Genomic DNA, 16,714 nt, shown 5'->3' with positions numbered 1-16,714 from the left:
ATTTTTATATTAATTCGTGCACCCCGATTTTCATATCGAATTTTAAAATATTTTATCTATTAACTGTTAAAGATTTCTTCTTTTTCTTCAGACGTTAAATCTCTAAAAAACACTTTATGAACCCTAAGATATTTGTGAGGTTTTGGAAAGACCTTTTCAGCCCACGTAACTGCCATAGGAGTACCTGCAGGTTGAGAATTAATACTTGAAAGAAATTCTTCATATTCCTTAATTATTTCTTCATTCAACCCCTGTAAGTCTAATCCTCTGCTATTATAATCTTTTTCGGCAAGTTCTTTTGCAGTAATAGGAGAATCTAATTCCTTGACCACTCCAAATTCAGACGGTTGTCTATTATGATTCAGTGTGACAAAATAATGAGAATCTGAACGAAGTTTACTTAAACCCTTTTTTTTATCTTTATCATCTGCAATGAAGAGAAATTCATTTTTTGGTCCATAGCAATTCAATTCAGGTTGGCTTATCGCTAATAACATCTTCTTATATTTTTTCATTCAACTCTTCCCCTTTCATATTTTTCTCTTCTTTTAATAATTTTCCAATTCTTCTTCTATATCTTTTTTTAAAGTATTCCAATCTACTTCTCTATAGTCATCACCATTATACATTACAGCATACTTCATTTGCTCTAACGATTCCATAGAGTATTCTGCATTCAAAAAATCATCCAACTCCATCGATTTAGACGAAAAATCAGGAAAGCAAAGCTCTTTTACTTTTTCTGCATATTCTCGTTTTGCCCATACCAAAGTTAAACTTTTTCCTTCAGTATTAGAAATTGTGGCATATTCCAATTTTTGAAGGCTCCATATTTCCTCGAAATCTGCTACTTTCTTAATGAAGTAAGAATATCTTTCAGTTGGTGTAAGAGCAAATACTTTATCTATCTCTTTACTAGTCACCGGCTTCTCCTTCCTACTACCTTTTTCCTCTACCGTTTCGATCATATTTGTGTTGAGTTCTATGGCTTCTAATAGTCTGTAAATCAGAGTATTTATACCCGTAGCCCTTTCTTGCCTCAAAACCTCTTCTATGAGCTAAATGATGTCCTTGTGGCACTCTGATATTTTTCCGCTTGCCTCTTTTTATCTCATTAATGTCTCTCTTTATAGCGCCTCGTAATGATTTAGAGACTTTTGGGTCATTTGCCAATTCACGTAAGCGAGCTTGTTTCCCTGTGCGCCCTTTTGCAATTCCTACAATACGCCCTACTTTTTTAAGATGCCCTACTCTTGCAAAACTGCTTCCAGATGCCCAAGCGACGGAGCCAGCCAATGCCCAGCCGCGTTTGCCTTTAGCTCTTCCTGCTTTATAGGCTTTATATCCGTCATATGCTGCAAATCCGGCGTTGACAGCCAGCCAGAAGTAATTGCCATCTGGATCTGTATACATGACTGGGTTGCTACTCGCGTAGGCATATCCGTTCTGCGTTTTTGGATCATCTGTATCTCCACCTTCTGGATCTACAGATAAAAAGACTCCTTCATTAGGCTGATAATAACGTGCAATCAGGTAGTATAACTTCGTTTCATCATCGTACCGGTAGCCTTTGTAACGGATTGGATTGGCCGCTGCCATCGAGCCGCTCTGCGACAGGATATTGCCCCATGCATCGTATGTGTAAGTTGCCACAACTGTCCCCGAGGCATTGGTCAGACCGGTGATTTCCTTCAACATGTTGTACGTGTAGTAATAATTCTGGCCGCCTTTAGACATGACCAGTGGGTAGCCTTCTGGATCATAGATGTATTCCGCAGTAATGGTTCCGGCAGCATCGGTTTCGAACAATACGTTGATGCCTTCTCCGTAATGGTAGTTGGTCGTCTGGCCGCCGGTTGCCTTGCTCGTCCGTCGTCCTTGATCATCGTACTGGTACGTGGCTACGGTGCTGCCTGCCAATGTCTTGGTGGAAATCAGTTGGTCAAATTTGTTGTAGCCGTAACTGTACTTCCCGTCTTTCGTCCGGTTACCGTTTGCATCATAACTATAAGTCAGCCCATCTACCGTCTTCAGCCGGTTATTGCCATCATAACTATAGGTAGTGTCGGTCGTCAATCCATTCTGCGTTGCAGAGCGGTTCAAGCGGTTTCCAGCTTCGTCGTACGTATACGTCTCGGTCAGTTGGGCTGCAACGATGTCCTGGAAGAGAAGCTGATTCCCCTTGTCATAGCGGAACGACTTATTTCCAGCCGATGATGTAACCGATTCAATCAGACCGATGGCATCATAGCCGAGCTTTTCCTCCAGTAGGACCGCCGTTCCTTTGACAACTTTCAACGTATCCATCTGCTGATTCGTATCGTACGTGTAGTTGGTATGCACACCGTTCACATACCGGCGTTGCAGCGGTTCGCCCGTCGGGTAATAATCATAGGCCCCGATGACCGAGCCATTCCGGTGGATCGTCTTCAGCTGGTCTGCTGAATCGAAACCGAAGCGCTGGGAGAAGGAAACAGCGTTCGAGGTCCCTTTGATGTCCGTCAACGTTTCCGTCAGGGAATAGCCGTATTCTACTTTTTGTCCTCCGTTGGTCACAGACTTAAGCTTATCCGTCACATCGTAGGTAAAACTGGTAACGGCATTGGTCTCCCCGTTCGTAATGGAGGTCATATTCCCATTCACATCGTATTTGTAATTCCATTTCAAGTAATTATTGATTCGAATATTTGTTAATTGGCCTACGGCATCGTACTCATTTTTTATGACGCTGCCATTCGGCATCGTTTCGAATTCCAAGTTGCCGAGCGCATCATAACTGAAGCTCGTCACTTGCCCCATTGGTTCCGTTCTTGACACTAACTCGTCCTGTGCATTGTAACTAAATGTTGTAGCAAATTTCCTCGGATTTTGAAGCGACTTCAAATTTCCGTTTGTGTCGTATTCATAAGACGTTCTGTTTCCATTTTCATCGATCATAGCTTTCAATTGCTCAAGTTCATTGTATTCAAAAGCGACTTTATTGCCTTTCGGATCCGTCACTTCCTTAGCATTTCCGTATTTGTCATTGATTGTAGAGGTTTTTCGGCCCAGTGCATCGGCAAACGACGTCTGGTAGTTCTGCATGGCATCGTATGCGTATTCTTCCGGTACGCCGCCAGGCGGTGTCATGCTCTTCAGGTTTCCGTAGGGCTCATAATACGTATAACTGGTCGCTTCCCCAAGCGAATTGGTTTCGGTGATCACGTCGCCATAAGCATTGTACTTATAGGTTGTTGTTCCATCCGCATCTGTGACAGTCAACGGCTGGCTAAAGTTGTTATATGTGTAGGAAACAAAATTGCCCAGCACATCCGTAGTCTTTATAAGATTTCCTTTGGTGTCATACTCGTTTACAGTCTTACTGCCGTTTGGTGCAACTTCGTTCAAAATATTGTAGTTTGCATCGTAAGTGAACGAGGATATGGATCCTAAGGGATCCTTAACGGACTTGATAATGTAGTTGTTGTTCAGCTGATAGACCGTTTCCGCTCCATTTGCATCGAATTCACTGGCAGTGAAGTTTCCAATGTCATAGGTGTAGGTCGTACTAGACGCTTTATCAGCAATCGCCGGCTGGATCACGCGCTCTAAGAATCCAGCATTATACTCGTATTGGGTCAGCTGGCTCTTAGAATCAATAATTCCTGTCAATTCCTGGTTTGCATTGTAATTATAAGTCGTCGTCGAACCCGTCGTGGCATCCGCAAAGACGGTCGAAGTCTTCAATCTTCCTTCTGGAGTATAAGTAAAGGCAAATTTTTTCACTCCGGCAAATGTACCGGATTCGATGCGGCCATTCACGTAATTAAGCGTCAAGGTCCGCCCGGTTGCATCCGTGATGCCGCTCAGTCTTCCGTTCGCATCCCGAACATAGGACACTTTGTTTTTGTTCCGGTCTTCCGCATAATCGATGGGGTAAATGCGGGAATCGACCTCCGGATTATTGATCAAATCCCGATAGACAATGCGGTTTCCGTTAAAATCAGTTAAGACAAATGCGTCTGCATTGGCTTTTGTCAGTGTCAAATACGTACCTGCAGGAGCCGTATAGGTTCCGGTCGTCGCATTGTACGTAAAGAGTTGGACGGTTCCATCACTGTCCTGGTAAATGACGTCTCGATTTGGGAATTCAGAGACGCTTTCGCTTCCGACAAAGGACCAACCGTAACCGATTGGCGAGTCTTCGACCGCTTTGGAGTTATAGGTGCGGGAGAACGAGAAGCCCGAATTCCCGCGGCCTATGACCGAAAAATCCGTCGCTTCAAGTACCAGATTTCCAGTTCCCAAGTTGACGTACCCTTGACCGTCGGAAAGTCCGTGTTCAGCATAAGACCAATAGCTTTCCAAGCCCAACCGGCTGATGGGATAGTACGTAATCGTCAGTTTCGGCGAGTAGTTGAGCATGCCGCCGGCATCGCCCGAATAGAATTTCTTATACGTTGCGAGTGTCTCGTTCGATCCTTTCAACATTAACCCGAGATTCTGAGATGGTGTATCCATCCATTTTTGGACTGTTTCCGCTTTGATTGGCCATTTAAAGAGCGGCGGTTCTGTTGCAGCGGTGTCTAACGCCCCAATGGTTTGGCTGGAAAGCAAGGTTGGAGTGTAATCGCCCCCCTTGTTTGTCCATAAGGAGCTGAGTGTACGGCGGTTCCAGGTTGCTCGGTTCTCTTCCCAAGCATTGCTTGTTTCATAAAGCTGAACAGATGTCGCTGTGTCATTCCAGACCGAAGACAGACGCAGGTTCAGCTGTGCATTCATGATTTTGGCACCGCGAGGTAGAGACCCCATGTCGAATTGGAGAAGGGAGCGGACCACGTTATTGGTGGTGCTATTCTTGTATAAACCGGCCCCTAGCTCATGATCCGCGCCGCCGGTTGTATCGGGTAACGCGCTACGGATCGTCGTGTCATTCAAAGCGTAGTTTGGCTGATACACTTTTACCGTCGGATCCAAGATCACTGGGTAAACCCGGTTCGGATCCTGCAGCCAACTCATGTCCGGTTTCAATGTCAGTGTCAATTGGTCGCCGGTTTGTTGGGCTTCCACTTTGATGGCATCGGTCCAAGCACCTTCCGGAATTGGATTCGGCAGGTTGGAGACAAATCCTTCGGGCGTCGAGGAATCCATCATGAACGGCTTTTCGATGGCGAACAGGCGGTCTTTCGTCACGGTATCGACCAAGTATAGGTACCCGTCCGAAGTCCGTTCTAATGTCATTCCCGTGATCTGAAAATCAAACGAATACGAAAGTGGCTCGGTTCCGATCGGCTTTTCTTTGAGGACGATGTCCTCTTTGATTTTGGTGTTTCCGACGGTATAGACCAGATCCGTATTCGGATAGATTTCTTCGTAGGTCACCTGGTTCTCTTCTGTTACAGCGTCAACTGCCGCGGCTTCTTTCCCTTTTTGTTTGATAGTTTCAATTTCGACGGTCTTTCCTTGCTGCTTGAGTGAAACCAATGGTTCGTCACTCGCAGTTTCTGCCGCAAAAGAAGCGTCAAAGTTGTTTTTTGCATTGTGGTGGCGGCCGCTCTGCTTCTCAACTAGTGTATTATCAATCGGCACCCATTTTTTTGTCTTTTGATCCTGCACATGGATGGGCTCCGGCGAGATTTCCATGCGGTGCGCCCCATCCTCCTGCTGGAAGACCTGCGTGGTTGCGGTGCGTTCTTCTATGAGTTCAATTTCCTTTTGAAAGGAAGCGGTTTTAGCTTTTTGGACCGGAAGCGCTTCCGATGGAGTAGTGGAGTTCGTATCCGCTTCTACAGGTTGAAGCGGTGAAACAAGGCTGATGCACATCACAATTGCCATAAGCGATAAAAAGTATTTTTTCAATTTCTTTCCTCCTTTTAATTGGTTCTAAAATAGTATATAAGACCTTCCAGAACAAAAAATAGGTATTTTTAATCATTTTGTAATATATTTGTAATCTAATCGAAATATTCCTTTTCCTTTAACCTAAAAAAAGATCAGTCCCTCTTTATTTGAGAGGAACTGATCTTTTTAAGACATAATGTCAACTTAACTTTTATACCCCTCATTCCAGAATGCTATTAAGAAGAGGCTGAATTACGGGATTTAAAAACAATGTTCATTTGTTAGATAAATTTAAGAGTAAGTTATGAGTAAGTTATGAGTAGTGGACAGTAATCACAATCGTTAATCGCTTAAAAGAGTTTTTTAATATGATCGTTAAGGTAAGATTTTTGAACATCTAGAATCTGGGAAAGAAAAGTGACCGGTTTACGTAGTTACCTTCCCTTCCTCTGTACTATTAAGTTTTGGGTTAGCTTATGTTGTCTTAGGAACAATCAGATGACAATGCATGATACTTACTTAACAGTTTTACTTCCCTAAACACAGATTGCTACGTTGGTCTTTAAAAGGAGGTAGTCAACCTGTTTTAAAACTTACTTAAAATTTGTGTAACCCAGTAATAAAACCACCCTAATCCTGCACATGCCACTCCAATTCTTACAATGAAGAAAGGCATTCTTATGATTTTTAGTATTCCACCTACCAACATGGGTATAAGCAAACATCCTATAGCCAATATTCCGAGAAACAGAGCCATTCTGTTGATGACACTGGTGTCTATTTGTGAAAAATCTATTTGCATTTTCTTAACCTCCCATTTATTAATATCGGAAGGATTATTCTACTTCTTTAACCAGATTTTTATCGAGAGTAACTTTAATTTGAAATAAATTGACGGTCAATTAAAGTTTATAGTGTGAATCCTTCTAAACTCTTTTCGATTCTTGGATAGTCCACATTAGGTGATGGAATTTCGAGTTAGGTCGTACTTAATCCTTTACAGATTCTCCATTTTCTTCGGAAGCCAGAGAATGGGTACTTCCTGATTTTCGATTCAGCAGATTTAAATGCAATTTCGTTTCTTGCTGATCAAACGAACTAAACCATCGATATTTGGACCCATCAATGATTCGATAATGCTGACTCACCAAGTTTTGTTGCATGGTAAATTCTCCTTTTTGTTTTAGGTTTTTCCACCACAATTTTCCGCCCATTGTTTTTATGGAAGCCTGCTCGATGTTATTAAAAGCAATCAGTTTGACGACTTCAAGCGGTTCATCGCCCAAGCCGTTTTGTAAGTTCTCGCTTTGTTCAAACAATGCTACGCATGTGACCAATACAGACCAAGGTATATCCACTCTTCCTTTTTCAATTTGAATCAATGTCTTTTTAGAAATCCCCAAGTATTTAGCCATTTCCTCTTGAGAAAGTTCCTGCTCTAGCCGGATTAACCGCAGTCTACTGGACACAATATTGGTTAACTCTAGTTTTTCCATCGTATGCCTCCAAGTCCAAAATCTTTTTTAGTGCAATATTACACTACACGTTTGTTTGAGACAACTTCTTTACAATTTTATAGCATTACCCGTCTTCTCCTACAATTGATGAAGTGACTAATTTTCTAAGCGAGAGTGGTATTTTATTTTACGTATCTATACAAAAAAAGAGTGGAACAAATTAGGTATTGTTAACTTCTTTTATATCTAACATTTTAAGGGAAATAAATATTTAGAATGTCTTGCTTCCTGAATTAACGGGGTGTAAAATTACACCAAGTGTTACATTTAATTAGTTTGGGAGGCATGATAATTATAAAATAAAATTAAGATCAGTAAGTTTTAGCAACTTCTCAAAAAATTATTATCGATGAAATTTAGTTGGAAATTAAAAGCGTTTCTTCTATAGAAGCCAACTCATCAGGAAATTATGAAATTAAAAGACAAACATACCCAAGAACACGAACTTACATTGATATGAATTTCTTAGGAGGAACAGCATGAAAATATTTTTAAAGTTATTTACATCCGCATTTCTATCCGCTCTTTTGTTTGGTGTCTGTGAGGGGATATTTAGTATGATTGAAAACTATTATGAAATCAGTGCTTTTGATAATTTTGTCCTAGGATTTACTATAGGAAGCCTTGTAAGTTTTCTATTCTATTTAACGATAGGCATATTGTTTTTCTATTTAAACTTTAAAGTTACAAATAAAGTTAAGCCCAATAACCCCTATGCCTTTGGTCTGTTCATGTATTCATTGCTGGGTTTATTAGTAGGATGTGCTTTACTTTACTCATCACAAGCTTACTTTTATTTTATGGACACGTTATACTTCATCGGAACAGGTTTGCTTGTTTCTAATATATTTTATCATGTATTACATTTAATGAATGTATTAGCAAAACGGAAAGCAGTTTAGCAATTAACATTAACTGAAATAAGAATCTACATTGGCCAGCTCCCTAAATTACTACTACGGTAACGTGACTCGCAGCGACTAGTATCGTTTCCACTGACTTTTTCTAAACAGAATTAAAAAACCGCTTTGAGAGAATTAATCAAAGCGGCTTCTTGGTTCATAAGTCGATAAACGGTCTAGTTAAATTTCACTTCAGATAACCTTAGGATATGTAAACTGGTTTTTTATTTCCTTTCATTCCGATCACTTTTCGTAATAGAAATTTCAACGTGTTTTGTTCTCAGTGAAAGTAAAGCTGCTTAGGCAAAATACTTCTTGATAAGCTCCATTTGCACATCAGGATTCACAGTGTGCTCGTCAGCTTCATCAATAAACACCTTTGCCTGAAGTTCCTTCATATAATAAACCGTAGTGAACCCGATATCATCCGCAACATAGCCTCTTATTTTTCTCATTGCCTGATTATAACTTTCTCAATCCTCTTCTGAAGTGCTGTCTCCTCCATCTTCTCTTAAAGTGTAGTCAATCATACCAATCAGCGCTTTTATGCCTGCTAGTATCATGGCCATTTCTTCTGTTTCATCGCTCTTGATCTCTACCTGTACGGCATAGTCCCCTTTATTAGTTAATCGGGACTGGATTATGTAATCATTTTTTTCATTTTTGTGCGCATCCCTTTGGTTATGACTTGTGTAACAGCAGTCTTCTGCTACTACATTCTACCACCTACCAGAAAGTTTAAAAAAGAGATTTAGCTGCCAATTCACTGCTTGGGATAGTCACTAAACACCTACGGATGGGATTTCCATAAACCGAGCTTCCCAATTAAGATGGTGCTGTATAATGACTGTAGAAGAAAAGATTGCCTAGAAAACTTACTTTGAAAGCGGGTGCCAGATGTTTGTTGTCGATGATTATATCACTTCAGTATCCAGTAATTTAGAAAAGAAGGATGACCTTTTGCTCGCGTACCTTCGCAAGGTTAGTGAGCTGAAAATTTCGCCGGATGTAAAGAATCTCCTGTTTACCCTCTTAATCGAACCTTTCAGATTCGAACTCACTTTTGTTCTCTTTACGTATGATAACCACGCAAATGAGTTAATGGGACTCACGGAAGGTGGAAATCTTTTCAGTAGTGTCTCTTCACAAGAGATCCCTTACCTTTCCCTGTCCAACTCCGAATTCAAGGAGTATGAGGATTTTTATGAAGAACACGAATGGGAAATTGACACCAAACAGCAGGAAGTCTTTTTTAGCTGGTTTCTTGCCAAGTGGAAAGTTGGCGGACAGGCCCAACATCCGATGCCGATATACTTGTAAATCTACGATGAAGAACGGACGCTGGACCTAAAACAGGAAAAATGGATTTCTTGCGAGAAAATCTGGAAACGATAATTCCTTTGATGAAAGAACCATTCGTAAAAGTACACTTATCCAAATAAAAGGAAGGAAAGAAGCCCAATCTATCAATTCTTCCCTTCCTATAAACTGATTATTTTTAGATCTAGATTCTTTTAAATTCAAGTAGCTAAAATAAGCTTTTGAATATATCTTTTTTCTAGTAAAAACAGTTATGCTGATTTTTCTGATGAAGTCAATGATTTCAAGGTTCTGAATGTAACATAATTAGGATTAAGTTACATTCAAACTGGAATAAAACAAGTGCTGCTAATCCTGAAAATCTGTTACTCTTCAGTGTCACTATTCTCTAAATCAAGTGAGTAATCTGCCGATATGTATGGCGTAACTTTTTTGGGTGAGTTGTATGTTTTATTCTTTGTAAATATTGTAAGGCCGACCTCATGTACATCAATGAATGTCTCGACTTTATCAAAATCAAGGTTTTTGAATTCAGTCGGGCTATCCCAATTTCTTGTTGGGACTAGATCTACTTCAGAAATATCTTCTCCAAAGAAAATAAAAACTTCCAATCCATTTAAAACTAATTCAACCGTATTAGTACAAACCCATTCTAATATGTCAGCCGAATCAATTTTGATGATATAACCGTCCGAAGAAAATTTATAGGGAGAGATATTCTTCTCGGATATACTCATTTCTATATGTTCAAAAAACACAGATTCCAGTACGAAAAAAACTGGGAAGCTACTGATGTTTTTGATCAGCATAAAAAGAAAATCAGTTTCCATGTCCCTAATTTCAACTGCAATTGATTCAAACCTGCCTTTCGGAAGAACAAAATCATTGATCAAACTGGCATCTGAATATTGAACACAATATTGCTTTTTCAATTGCTTCCCTCCTACTTAGACTTCTAAGCGAATGCAACTTACTTCACATTAAGTTGCATTCAAAAACAGAATAAATGCCTTTAAGTGTCTCTTATAGAGCATCTTTATTTTCTTTTAGAACTGCGTATTTTTCTAAAAAAATCAGTTGCATGGCTTTTTAAGTCATTTTGGTGTTCCAGCATAGGGAATTCTGCCAGCACTTCATCCAGTTCCTTAACTAATTGATTTAAATAGCTCTGATCCGAACCAAATGCAAAAGTGAGAACAGCTCCTGTACTGATCGGATAACGAGTGCTCACTTCCCAATAAATTCCGCCTAAAGAATCCATCACTGCTTTCGCTTCAATAGCATTCTCTATTGAAATTAAGGAGGCCGGCCCCTCTAAATTTTGATTCATGGCAGCTAATTGATCACGGAATTCTTTAAATTCTTCAGTTCTTAAATCGGCAAGAAAATTAGCAGAATATCCAGGGATTTCAACTCTTATGACCGCCTTAACCCAGTCCCCTTCCCATGAACCAATTGATTCAGGATAAAGTCTTTCCAATATCTTAATCTCGATTTTGGTTTCTGACCCTAAAATATCTAGTTTTTTCATGAGGCACCCTCTTTTTTTAAAACATTACTTTATCTTTTAATCCCATTAATCTTTTATCTCAATGTAACTTAACTGCACATAAGTTACATTCAAAACCTAGTCTTTGCACCAAAACCTCCACCTGGATTTTGCCGGGGCTTTTTTCAATTCAACCAAATTACTAAGCAGATGGACAGGGCAAATTTAAAATTCTGAGTTATTTTATATTGTTCATCATATAGGGCAATTCAGTTAATAAAGTATAGAACTCGTTATTTCAATAAGAATTCTTCTTCTACTTTTCTAAAATCAGCCCATAATTCCTGATCGTTAACAATGTATTTCTCCTTTTTCAATCGTATTAACATCAAATCCAGGGCATCCTTAAGTTGGTTTATAAGGTACTTTTTAATATCTATGGAATCGACACCTTCCCATTTAGAGCGAGGCATACCTATATGAATTTCAATATACCGATGTTTTTTACTTAATCGTAACCTTTTAAGTCCTTCAAACTTCCAATACCATATGTCTCCATCTACAAATATAGCTGGAGCTATTTCATCCACCTCGTTGCAATATACTTTATTACAATGCTTATTAAGCAGCTGACTAATTTGAGTAATAAATTGACCGACAGCTTTGTCAGCTTTTGGGTCTCCAAGCTGTGCACCAAAAGTAATGTATTGTGACTTCATTAAACATACCCACTTCCATTCTTTCATGAAAACACTAAATTTATTCTTTATTTCAAGTATATTAATACAAACTAGAGTTAGCTAGCTAATTTTGGAAATAAAACCGTTCGTAAAAGTACACGTTTACAGACAAAAAAGAGAGAGATTATGTGCTTGACCAGCCTCTCTCCCTCTTTGTATACCATCTACTTTTAATAATCCCTCATATGTTAACTTATATGCTTTTGAAATTCTGCTTTTAAAGCGTTACGCAACAGCCTATTGAATGTATCATTTTTTCTAACAAATTCACTTTTCTTTCTTGCTCTTCAAAGTTCATTGAAATAAGGGTTTTGAATGTAACTTAATTACACTTAAGTTACATTCAAATCCAATAAAAATAACCTTTCGATTTAAAGAGCGTTTCTTAAATATAATCTATTAATTTTTTATATTTTTGTGTTCATTCATAAATTTAAAAATAGATAACACTACAAATGTTATTCCTATCAAAATTGTAATGGAAAAAAAGATCCAAATAAAATTTATGGGCATCCCATTGCCAATTGGGCCGACTCTTGGAGCTAATAAATTGTATAGAGCTAAGAGTGATAAAAGTATTATCATAATTCCGCCATACAACAACACTTGTTTCTTCATTTTTTTACCCCCGTTGTTAGTCTCGCTAAATTAACACATATTGATTAACTGTTCCTCTAAAAATTATAGAGTTGGGAATTCTGGATCTGAATGTAACTTAATTCACATTAAGTTACATTCAGACTCCGCATCTAACTATCTCAATCGATTTACAAGTAACCTGACAATCCATCATGGGAATAACCATTTTAACTTGATAAAGAGGAACACCTTCCACGACAATTTCTCTAATCGAAATGTCATGAAAATAGAAAGCCGCGTCATTGGGCGATTGTGGAATATCTGCCTCTGCCCCTTCCAACCAGGTATTGAAGATGGCGGAAAAACATTCCTTAAACAGAACGGTATATTCTCTATCTTCTACTTCATCATCTCTTGAGCCCATATACTTCATTGTCACTAAGTGATTGCTGTTGTCATAATATAATTCCTTCAACTCTGTATCAATATAGTTCGTTGCCATTAATTTCTCTTCGACAGCTTGCCCACTTAATCTCACTATTGTGCCCTCCATTTCGAAACTTTAGTTGAAAACACATTAAAATACGAATGTGAATGTAACTTAACTGCACTTAAGTTACATTAACTTTCGCTAAGATAGCGCCTTTCATTTGTTTTCTATATTAGCTCATAAACATCTAGTAAAATCCCCCCTACCATTCCCGCCATTCTTCTGTAATATCTTCCTCTGTCTCTAAACCAGCGTTTAGCGCTTTTTCTAGGATGAAATCACAAAGTTCTTCCCGTTCCAGTGTCTCGATGAAGGAATCATATTTTTCATTTAATGCATTTAAACGAAGGATCGTTTCCTTTACTTTCCGAAGGATTTCTTCGTCACTCGGGTTTTGAAGAGAAGAAAGACCTTCACTATACTCTTGGAGCACTTTCTCTGCTGCTGCTAGATTTTCATCTGTAAACAGGTCGTCTCCTTCGTCCATCCGAATTTTCCAAGCTTGCGTAGGTAAAGGCTGCTCCAACTGATTTGCGTTTTGCTGGATTATTTCAGCGTCTTGCGGTAATGATTTTTCTTTAAAAAGGGGGCGGCCACTGAGACTATCCCCTTCTATCAGCTTGTGAGAATAATGTTTCTTATTCGTAAAATAAACGTATTCCAGCTCGAGGCACGGTGAGACGTCTCCATCTACTACCGTGGAATCCCAAAATTTCATGCTTTCTAAATGAGGGAGGTGTTTTATGAAACGGATGGATGGAATCATTCCACAGTTATTTAAAGCTAAATCTTCAAGCGACCAGACCTTGCCTATAGGAGAAAAATCTTCTATTTTTTTCGCAGACTCTATTTCGAGATCCTTTAAATTTTCCGGCAGGTGCTGTATCGTGCTGATGTCCATCAAGGTTCTCATTCTGAACAATCCTAGCCGAATCAACTTCTTCAATCCTTGAATCCCCTCCAAGGAAGTAATGTTCGAGCTGATAAGCTCGAGATCTTCGAGCGCTTTCAGGTCTGTGAACTCCTTCAGGTTTTTCTCTTTTGATTTATAGCCCCAAACCTGCATTTTCTTCAAGTTGATCAGGCTGCCGATGGCCACGGCTTTCGGAGGCAGTGTGCCGTAGATCTCTTCCAATGTGGTTAATTGGCTAAAATCGATCACCAAGGAAGGAGCAGTATCATTGATTGACAAAGATTTAAGCCCCTTCAAGTGATAGAGTCCACTTAAATTCTTCACGTTAGGACCTTCCAGGGAAAAAGATTCGATGGTTGGGCATTCACTAAGAAAATCGATTTGGGATTCTTCATAGGAATAGGTAATCTCTGCACTTTTAATTTGGTGTGTTTGGATATACAGAATGGATTCTTGTACGTTATTTTTACCAATTAACACCGTGATTCCAGCCTCGTCGTTTCTTGTACGAATTTTACTTTGTTCCATAAATCCTCCTTAGTTATCTATTTAGCATTGGAATCAAAACTCTTATGTTAAATATACTTAGAACTAAAATTAATTGCTAGATAATTTTGGAAATCAAAGCGTTCGTAAACGTGTCAAATGACTTTACGAACGTTCGCGAAATTGCATACACTTTTACGAACGGTTTTCAGGTATAATGAGAGGAAACAATCGTTTATAGAGGTGAATTATGGAACATCGCAAATTTGGCTACATAAGAGTCAGCAGCAAGGATCAAAACGAAGGCCGTCAATTGGAAGCCATGCGGAAAATGGGCATCACTGATCGGGACGTTTATTTGGATAAGCAAAGCGGCAAAAACTTTGAACGCGCAAACTATCAATTACTGAAACGGGTTATCCGGAAAGGCGACATTTTGTATATCCACTCGCTGGATCGGTTTGTATGCTTGTGCTCTATAACATAGAATCGATTCATCTATTAAGGATTCCGTTCTTTCAGATATGTTTCCATCTTTTTTTATCCCATTTTCAAAGTGTAATCTCAACATGGCACTTCCTTCATTTATCAATCTTTATATTCATCATGACACAAAGTGTTGATATTTAATATTTTTCTTCAAACCTTTGATAGATATATATATAATCCTCTATTATCAAAACTTAATCTATTTGAAACCCCCTTCAACTTTTCTCATTTATTAATATAATTATAAGTCCCTTTTTTACTAGTACCCCTTTTCTGATTCGACTGGCCTCCAGCGCCAAAGGTCGTGCAACTATGCATGAAAGAAAGGTATATATTTTGATACAGACAATATTCCGTCTTATAAAAATCTTAGTTTGTCACTTTGAATAATATGAAATAAAGTAGGAAAGGCAGCAGAAATTTATATATTCCGCTACCTTTCCTTAAAAAATATGAAAAAATTTTTCACTCGATATTCTTCAGCGTTTGACAAGCATGACAACCAAAGGGATTGCTATAAAAATCATTGTGTATTTCAAATAGGGTTGAATTTTTGTTTGAAAGCTTTGTATCGTTTGGAAAGAATCTTCTAGAGATACTCCTAAAAGAAGGTTTAGTAGAATAAATCCCACGCCACCTATAAAGGCAATTCCAATGGGAACGGCTAGAGCCGAGAGAGCGATCAGGGACAACTTTTTTAACATCTTAAGGTCTTCCTTCCTTTTATGCAACTAGGTTCTTGGAAAAACTTTTTTTGTAAATCTGATATATTCCTAAACTTATTATGAAGGTAAGGATACCGACGCCAAAGATGAGAAGATACATCTGTGTAGCGAATTCATCCACCAGAAAGCCAAATAGTACTTGGCCGATAGGAACGGCAATGGTTCCAGCAGTAATTTGAATCGCCATGACCTTTCCAAGTAGGTTGCTTGGTGTTTCTTGTTGGATTTTTGTGTTTATAAAGATATTAACAACAGTTAATGCAAACATGACGAGCATAGAACTTATTGTCACGATAAGGTACATGATAATAGGACTCGCGATCACTCCTCTTATACCAGCTGCCATGGCAAAGTAAACCCCGGCACAGCCCAAAATCCATACATACAAATTGCTAACCGTGATTTTCCCTTTTAACTTCCCGATGGTCATAGCGGAAAATATGATGCTTAAGGCAATGCCTGACTGCGTAAAACCAAAGAAAACGTCCGGCATTTCAAACAGAATTTTCACCATATAAGGCAAGCCGATAAAAAACATAGGAGCAATAAACAAGCTCACAATAAAAGTGATGAAAATACTCTTCAAAATGAATCGATTATCATAGACAATATACAAAAGCCCTTCTTTAATATCAGTTACCACCATTTTAACTAGTGGCTGAGGAGGTCTCTTCTCAAAAGGAATTTTCATGAAAACTTCCATCAAAGCAGCTAAAAAGAAACAAATTGCACTAACAATGACAATCACTTCTATGCTCACGAAGCTATATAGGACCCCTCCAACAATTGGACCAATGAAGTTTGAAATTGACATGACGCCAGAAATGATGCCATTGCTTTTCATTAATAATTCTTTTGGAACGAGTACCGGAATGCTCGATTGCACAGCAGGTTGATACATGGCACTGATTAATGTTAAGGCCGTCATCATGATGCCAATAGAGATGATATTTACATTATTGCTCAGGAGAACGATAGCGAAAACGGTAATGAGAATTCCGTTAATTACATCAAGCGCTACCATCATCTTTTTCTTATCAAAGCGGTCTGCAATCGCTCCTCCAATAGGTGAAATAAAGATGGTTGGCACAATAGACAGCGCTAGTATGGTCCCGAAAATAGTGGCTGATCCCGTCAAATCCAAAATATAAAGAGATAGGGCGAATCGAAGGACAGATGCACCGAACATGGAGATAACCTGCCCGACTACCATCAGCTTGAAATTACGATTGAATTCTTTCATA

At 38.9% G+C, this 16,714-nt stretch carries 15 protein-coding genes and 1 pseudogene; 3 read left to right on the top strand and 13 right to left on the bottom strand.

Annotated elements, in window-relative coordinates:
- Nucleotides 1–59: 59 nt before the first annotated feature.
- From ACRC6Q_RS08480 to ACRC6Q_RS08465, 4 genes are all read right to left on the bottom strand, one after another.
- The gene (locus ACRC6Q_RS08480; RefSeq protein ID WP_431466257.1) at nt 60–515 is read right to left on the bottom strand and encodes a hypothetical protein; all 456 of its coding nucleotides are present in this window, start codon (nt 513–515) and stop codon (nt 60–62) included.
- A gap of 33 nt (nt 516–548) precedes the next feature.
- Nucleotides 549–923: a DUF2750 domain-containing protein gene (locus ACRC6Q_RS08475; protein ID WP_431466256.1), complete on the bottom strand. Its 375-nt coding sequence runs from the start codon at nt 921–923 to the stop codon at nt 549–551.
- Nucleotides 924–939: 16 nt separating this feature from the next.
- A complete protein-coding gene (locus ACRC6Q_RS08470) occupies nt 940–5,838 on the bottom strand; it encodes a polymorphic toxin type 8 domain-containing protein (RefSeq protein ID WP_431466255.1) in 4,899 nt (1,632 codons plus the stop codon).
- A 971-nt stretch (nt 5,839–6,809) separates the two neighbouring features.
- Nucleotides 6,810–7,316, bottom strand: coding sequence for a helix-turn-helix domain-containing protein (locus tag ACRC6Q_RS08465; protein WP_431466254.1), 507 nt, complete (start codon nt 7,314–7,316; stop codon nt 6,810–6,812).
- A gap of 500 nt (nt 7,317–7,816) precedes the next feature.
- On the opposite strand from ACRC6Q_RS08465, the gene ACRC6Q_RS08460 reads away from it, so the two are divergent.
- A complete protein-coding gene (locus tag ACRC6Q_RS08460) occupies nt 7,817–8,239 on the top strand; it encodes a hypothetical protein (RefSeq protein ID WP_431466253.1) in 423 nt (140 codons plus the stop codon).
- A 299-nt stretch (nt 8,240–8,538) separates the two neighbouring features.
- Here ACRC6Q_RS08460 and ACRC6Q_RS08455 read toward each other — a convergent pair whose 3' ends face one another.
- Nucleotides 8,539–8,694, bottom strand: coding sequence for a hypothetical protein (locus ACRC6Q_RS08455; RefSeq protein ID WP_431466252.1), 156 nt, complete (start codon nt 8,692–8,694; stop codon nt 8,539–8,541).
- 442 nt (nt 8,695–9,136) lie between these two features.
- Between ACRC6Q_RS08455 and ACRC6Q_RS08450 the strand changes: the two genes are divergently transcribed.
- On the top strand, nt 9,137–9,559 hold the full coding sequence (locus ACRC6Q_RS08450) for a hypothetical protein (RefSeq protein ID WP_431466251.1): 423 nt from the start codon (nt 9,137–9,139) through the stop codon (nt 9,557–9,559).
- 365 nt (nt 9,560–9,924) lie between these two features.
- Here the strand turns inward: ACRC6Q_RS08450 and ACRC6Q_RS08445 are convergent, their stop codons facing one another.
- From ACRC6Q_RS08445 to ACRC6Q_RS08420, 6 genes are all read right to left on the bottom strand, one after another.
- On the bottom strand, nt 9,925–10,491 hold the full coding sequence (locus ACRC6Q_RS08445) for a hypothetical protein (RefSeq protein ID WP_431466250.1): 567 nt from the start codon (nt 10,489–10,491) through the stop codon (nt 9,925–9,927).
- A 104-nt stretch (nt 10,492–10,595) separates the two neighbouring features.
- On the bottom strand, nt 10,596–11,090 hold the full coding sequence (locus tag ACRC6Q_RS08440) for a WapI family immunity protein (RefSeq protein WP_431466249.1): 495 nt from the start codon (nt 11,088–11,090) through the stop codon (nt 10,596–10,598).
- Nucleotides 11,091–11,341: 251 nt separating this feature from the next.
- Entirely contained in the window at nt 11,342–11,767 is a 426-nt protein-coding gene (locus tag ACRC6Q_RS08435; protein WP_431466248.1) for a hypothetical protein, read from the bottom strand.
- 420 nt (nt 11,768–12,187) lie between these two features.
- Entirely contained in the window at nt 12,188–12,406 is a 219-nt protein-coding gene (locus tag ACRC6Q_RS08430) for a hypothetical protein (RefSeq protein WP_431466247.1), read from the bottom strand.
- A 118-nt stretch (nt 12,407–12,524) separates the two neighbouring features.
- Nucleotides 12,525–12,905, bottom strand: a complete 381-nt coding sequence (locus ACRC6Q_RS08425; RefSeq protein ID WP_431466246.1) for a hypothetical protein — start codon at nt 12,903–12,905, stop codon at nt 12,525–12,527.
- Between the two features lie 154 nt (nt 12,906–13,059).
- Nucleotides 13,060–14,298 carry a hypothetical protein gene (locus ACRC6Q_RS08420; RefSeq protein WP_431466245.1) on the bottom strand — a complete coding sequence of 413 codons (1,239 nt, stop codon included), beginning with the start codon at nt 14,296–14,298 and terminating at the stop codon, nt 13,060–13,062.
- A 208-nt stretch (nt 14,299–14,506) separates the two neighbouring features.
- Between ACRC6Q_RS08420 and ACRC6Q_RS08415 the strand changes: the two are divergent.
- Nucleotides 14,507–14,719 (top strand): annotated as a pseudogene (locus tag ACRC6Q_RS08415) (recombinase family protein); the annotation flags it as partial.
- 505 nt (nt 14,720–15,224) lie between these two features.
- Here the strand turns inward: ACRC6Q_RS08415 and ACRC6Q_RS08410 are convergent.
- Nucleotides 15,225–15,449, bottom strand: coding sequence for a hypothetical protein (locus tag ACRC6Q_RS08410; protein ID WP_431466244.1), 225 nt, complete (start codon nt 15,447–15,449; stop codon nt 15,225–15,227).
- A gap of 19 nt (nt 15,450–15,468) precedes the next feature.
- Nucleotides 15,469–16,713, bottom strand: a complete 1,245-nt coding sequence (locus ACRC6Q_RS08405; protein ID WP_431466243.1) for an MFS transporter — start codon at nt 16,711–16,713, stop codon at nt 15,469–15,471.
- Nucleotide 16,714: the final 1 nt, after the last annotated feature.

Source organism: Planococcus sp. SE5232 (genome assembly GCF_050686535.1).
Lineage (GTDB): Bacteria > Bacillota > Bacilli > Bacillales_A > Planococcaceae > Planococcus.
The sequence above is the reverse complement of the archived record's forward strand: the minus strand, read 5'-3'. Positions and strand labels throughout refer to the sequence as shown.

Coding starts and splice junctions, on each gene's coding strand:
- ACRC6Q_RS08480 (WP_431466257.1), bottom strand. CDS start 515: ATGAAAAAATATAAGAAGATGTTATTAGCGATAAGCCAACCTGAATTG.
- ACRC6Q_RS08465 (WP_431466254.1), bottom strand. CDS start 7,316: ATGGAAAAACTAGAGTTAACCAATATTGTGTCCAGTAGACTGCGGTTA.
- ACRC6Q_RS08460 (WP_431466253.1), top strand. CDS start 7,817: ATGAAAATATTTTTAAAGTTATTTACATCCGCATTTCTATCCGCTCTT.
- ACRC6Q_RS08455 (WP_431466252.1), bottom strand. CDS start 8,694: ATGAGAAAAATAAGAGGCTATGTTGCGGATGATATCGGGTTCACTACG.
- ACRC6Q_RS08450 (WP_431466251.1), top strand. CDS start 9,137: ATGTTTGTTGTCGATGATTATATCACTTCAGTATCCAGTAATTTAGAA.
- ACRC6Q_RS08440 (WP_431466249.1), bottom strand. CDS start 11,090: ATGAAAAAACTAGATATTTTAGGGTCAGAAACCAAAATCGAGATTAAG.
- ACRC6Q_RS08435 (WP_431466248.1), bottom strand. CDS start 11,767: ATGAAGTCACAATACATTACTTTTGGTGCACAGCTTGGAGACCCAAAA.
- ACRC6Q_RS08430 (WP_431466247.1), bottom strand. CDS start 12,406: ATGAAGAAACAAGTGTTGTTGTATGGCGGAATTATGATAATACTTTTA.
- ACRC6Q_RS08420 (WP_431466245.1), bottom strand. CDS start 14,298: ATGGAACAAAGTAAAATTCGTACAAGAAACGACGAGGCTGGAATCACG.
- ACRC6Q_RS08410 (WP_431466244.1), bottom strand. CDS start 15,449: ATGTTAAAAAAGTTGTCCCTGATCGCTCTCTCGGCTCTAGCCGTTCCC.
- ACRC6Q_RS08405 (WP_431466243.1), bottom strand. CDS start 16,713: ATGAAAGAATTCAATCGTAATTTCAAGCTGATGGTAGTCGGGCAGGTT.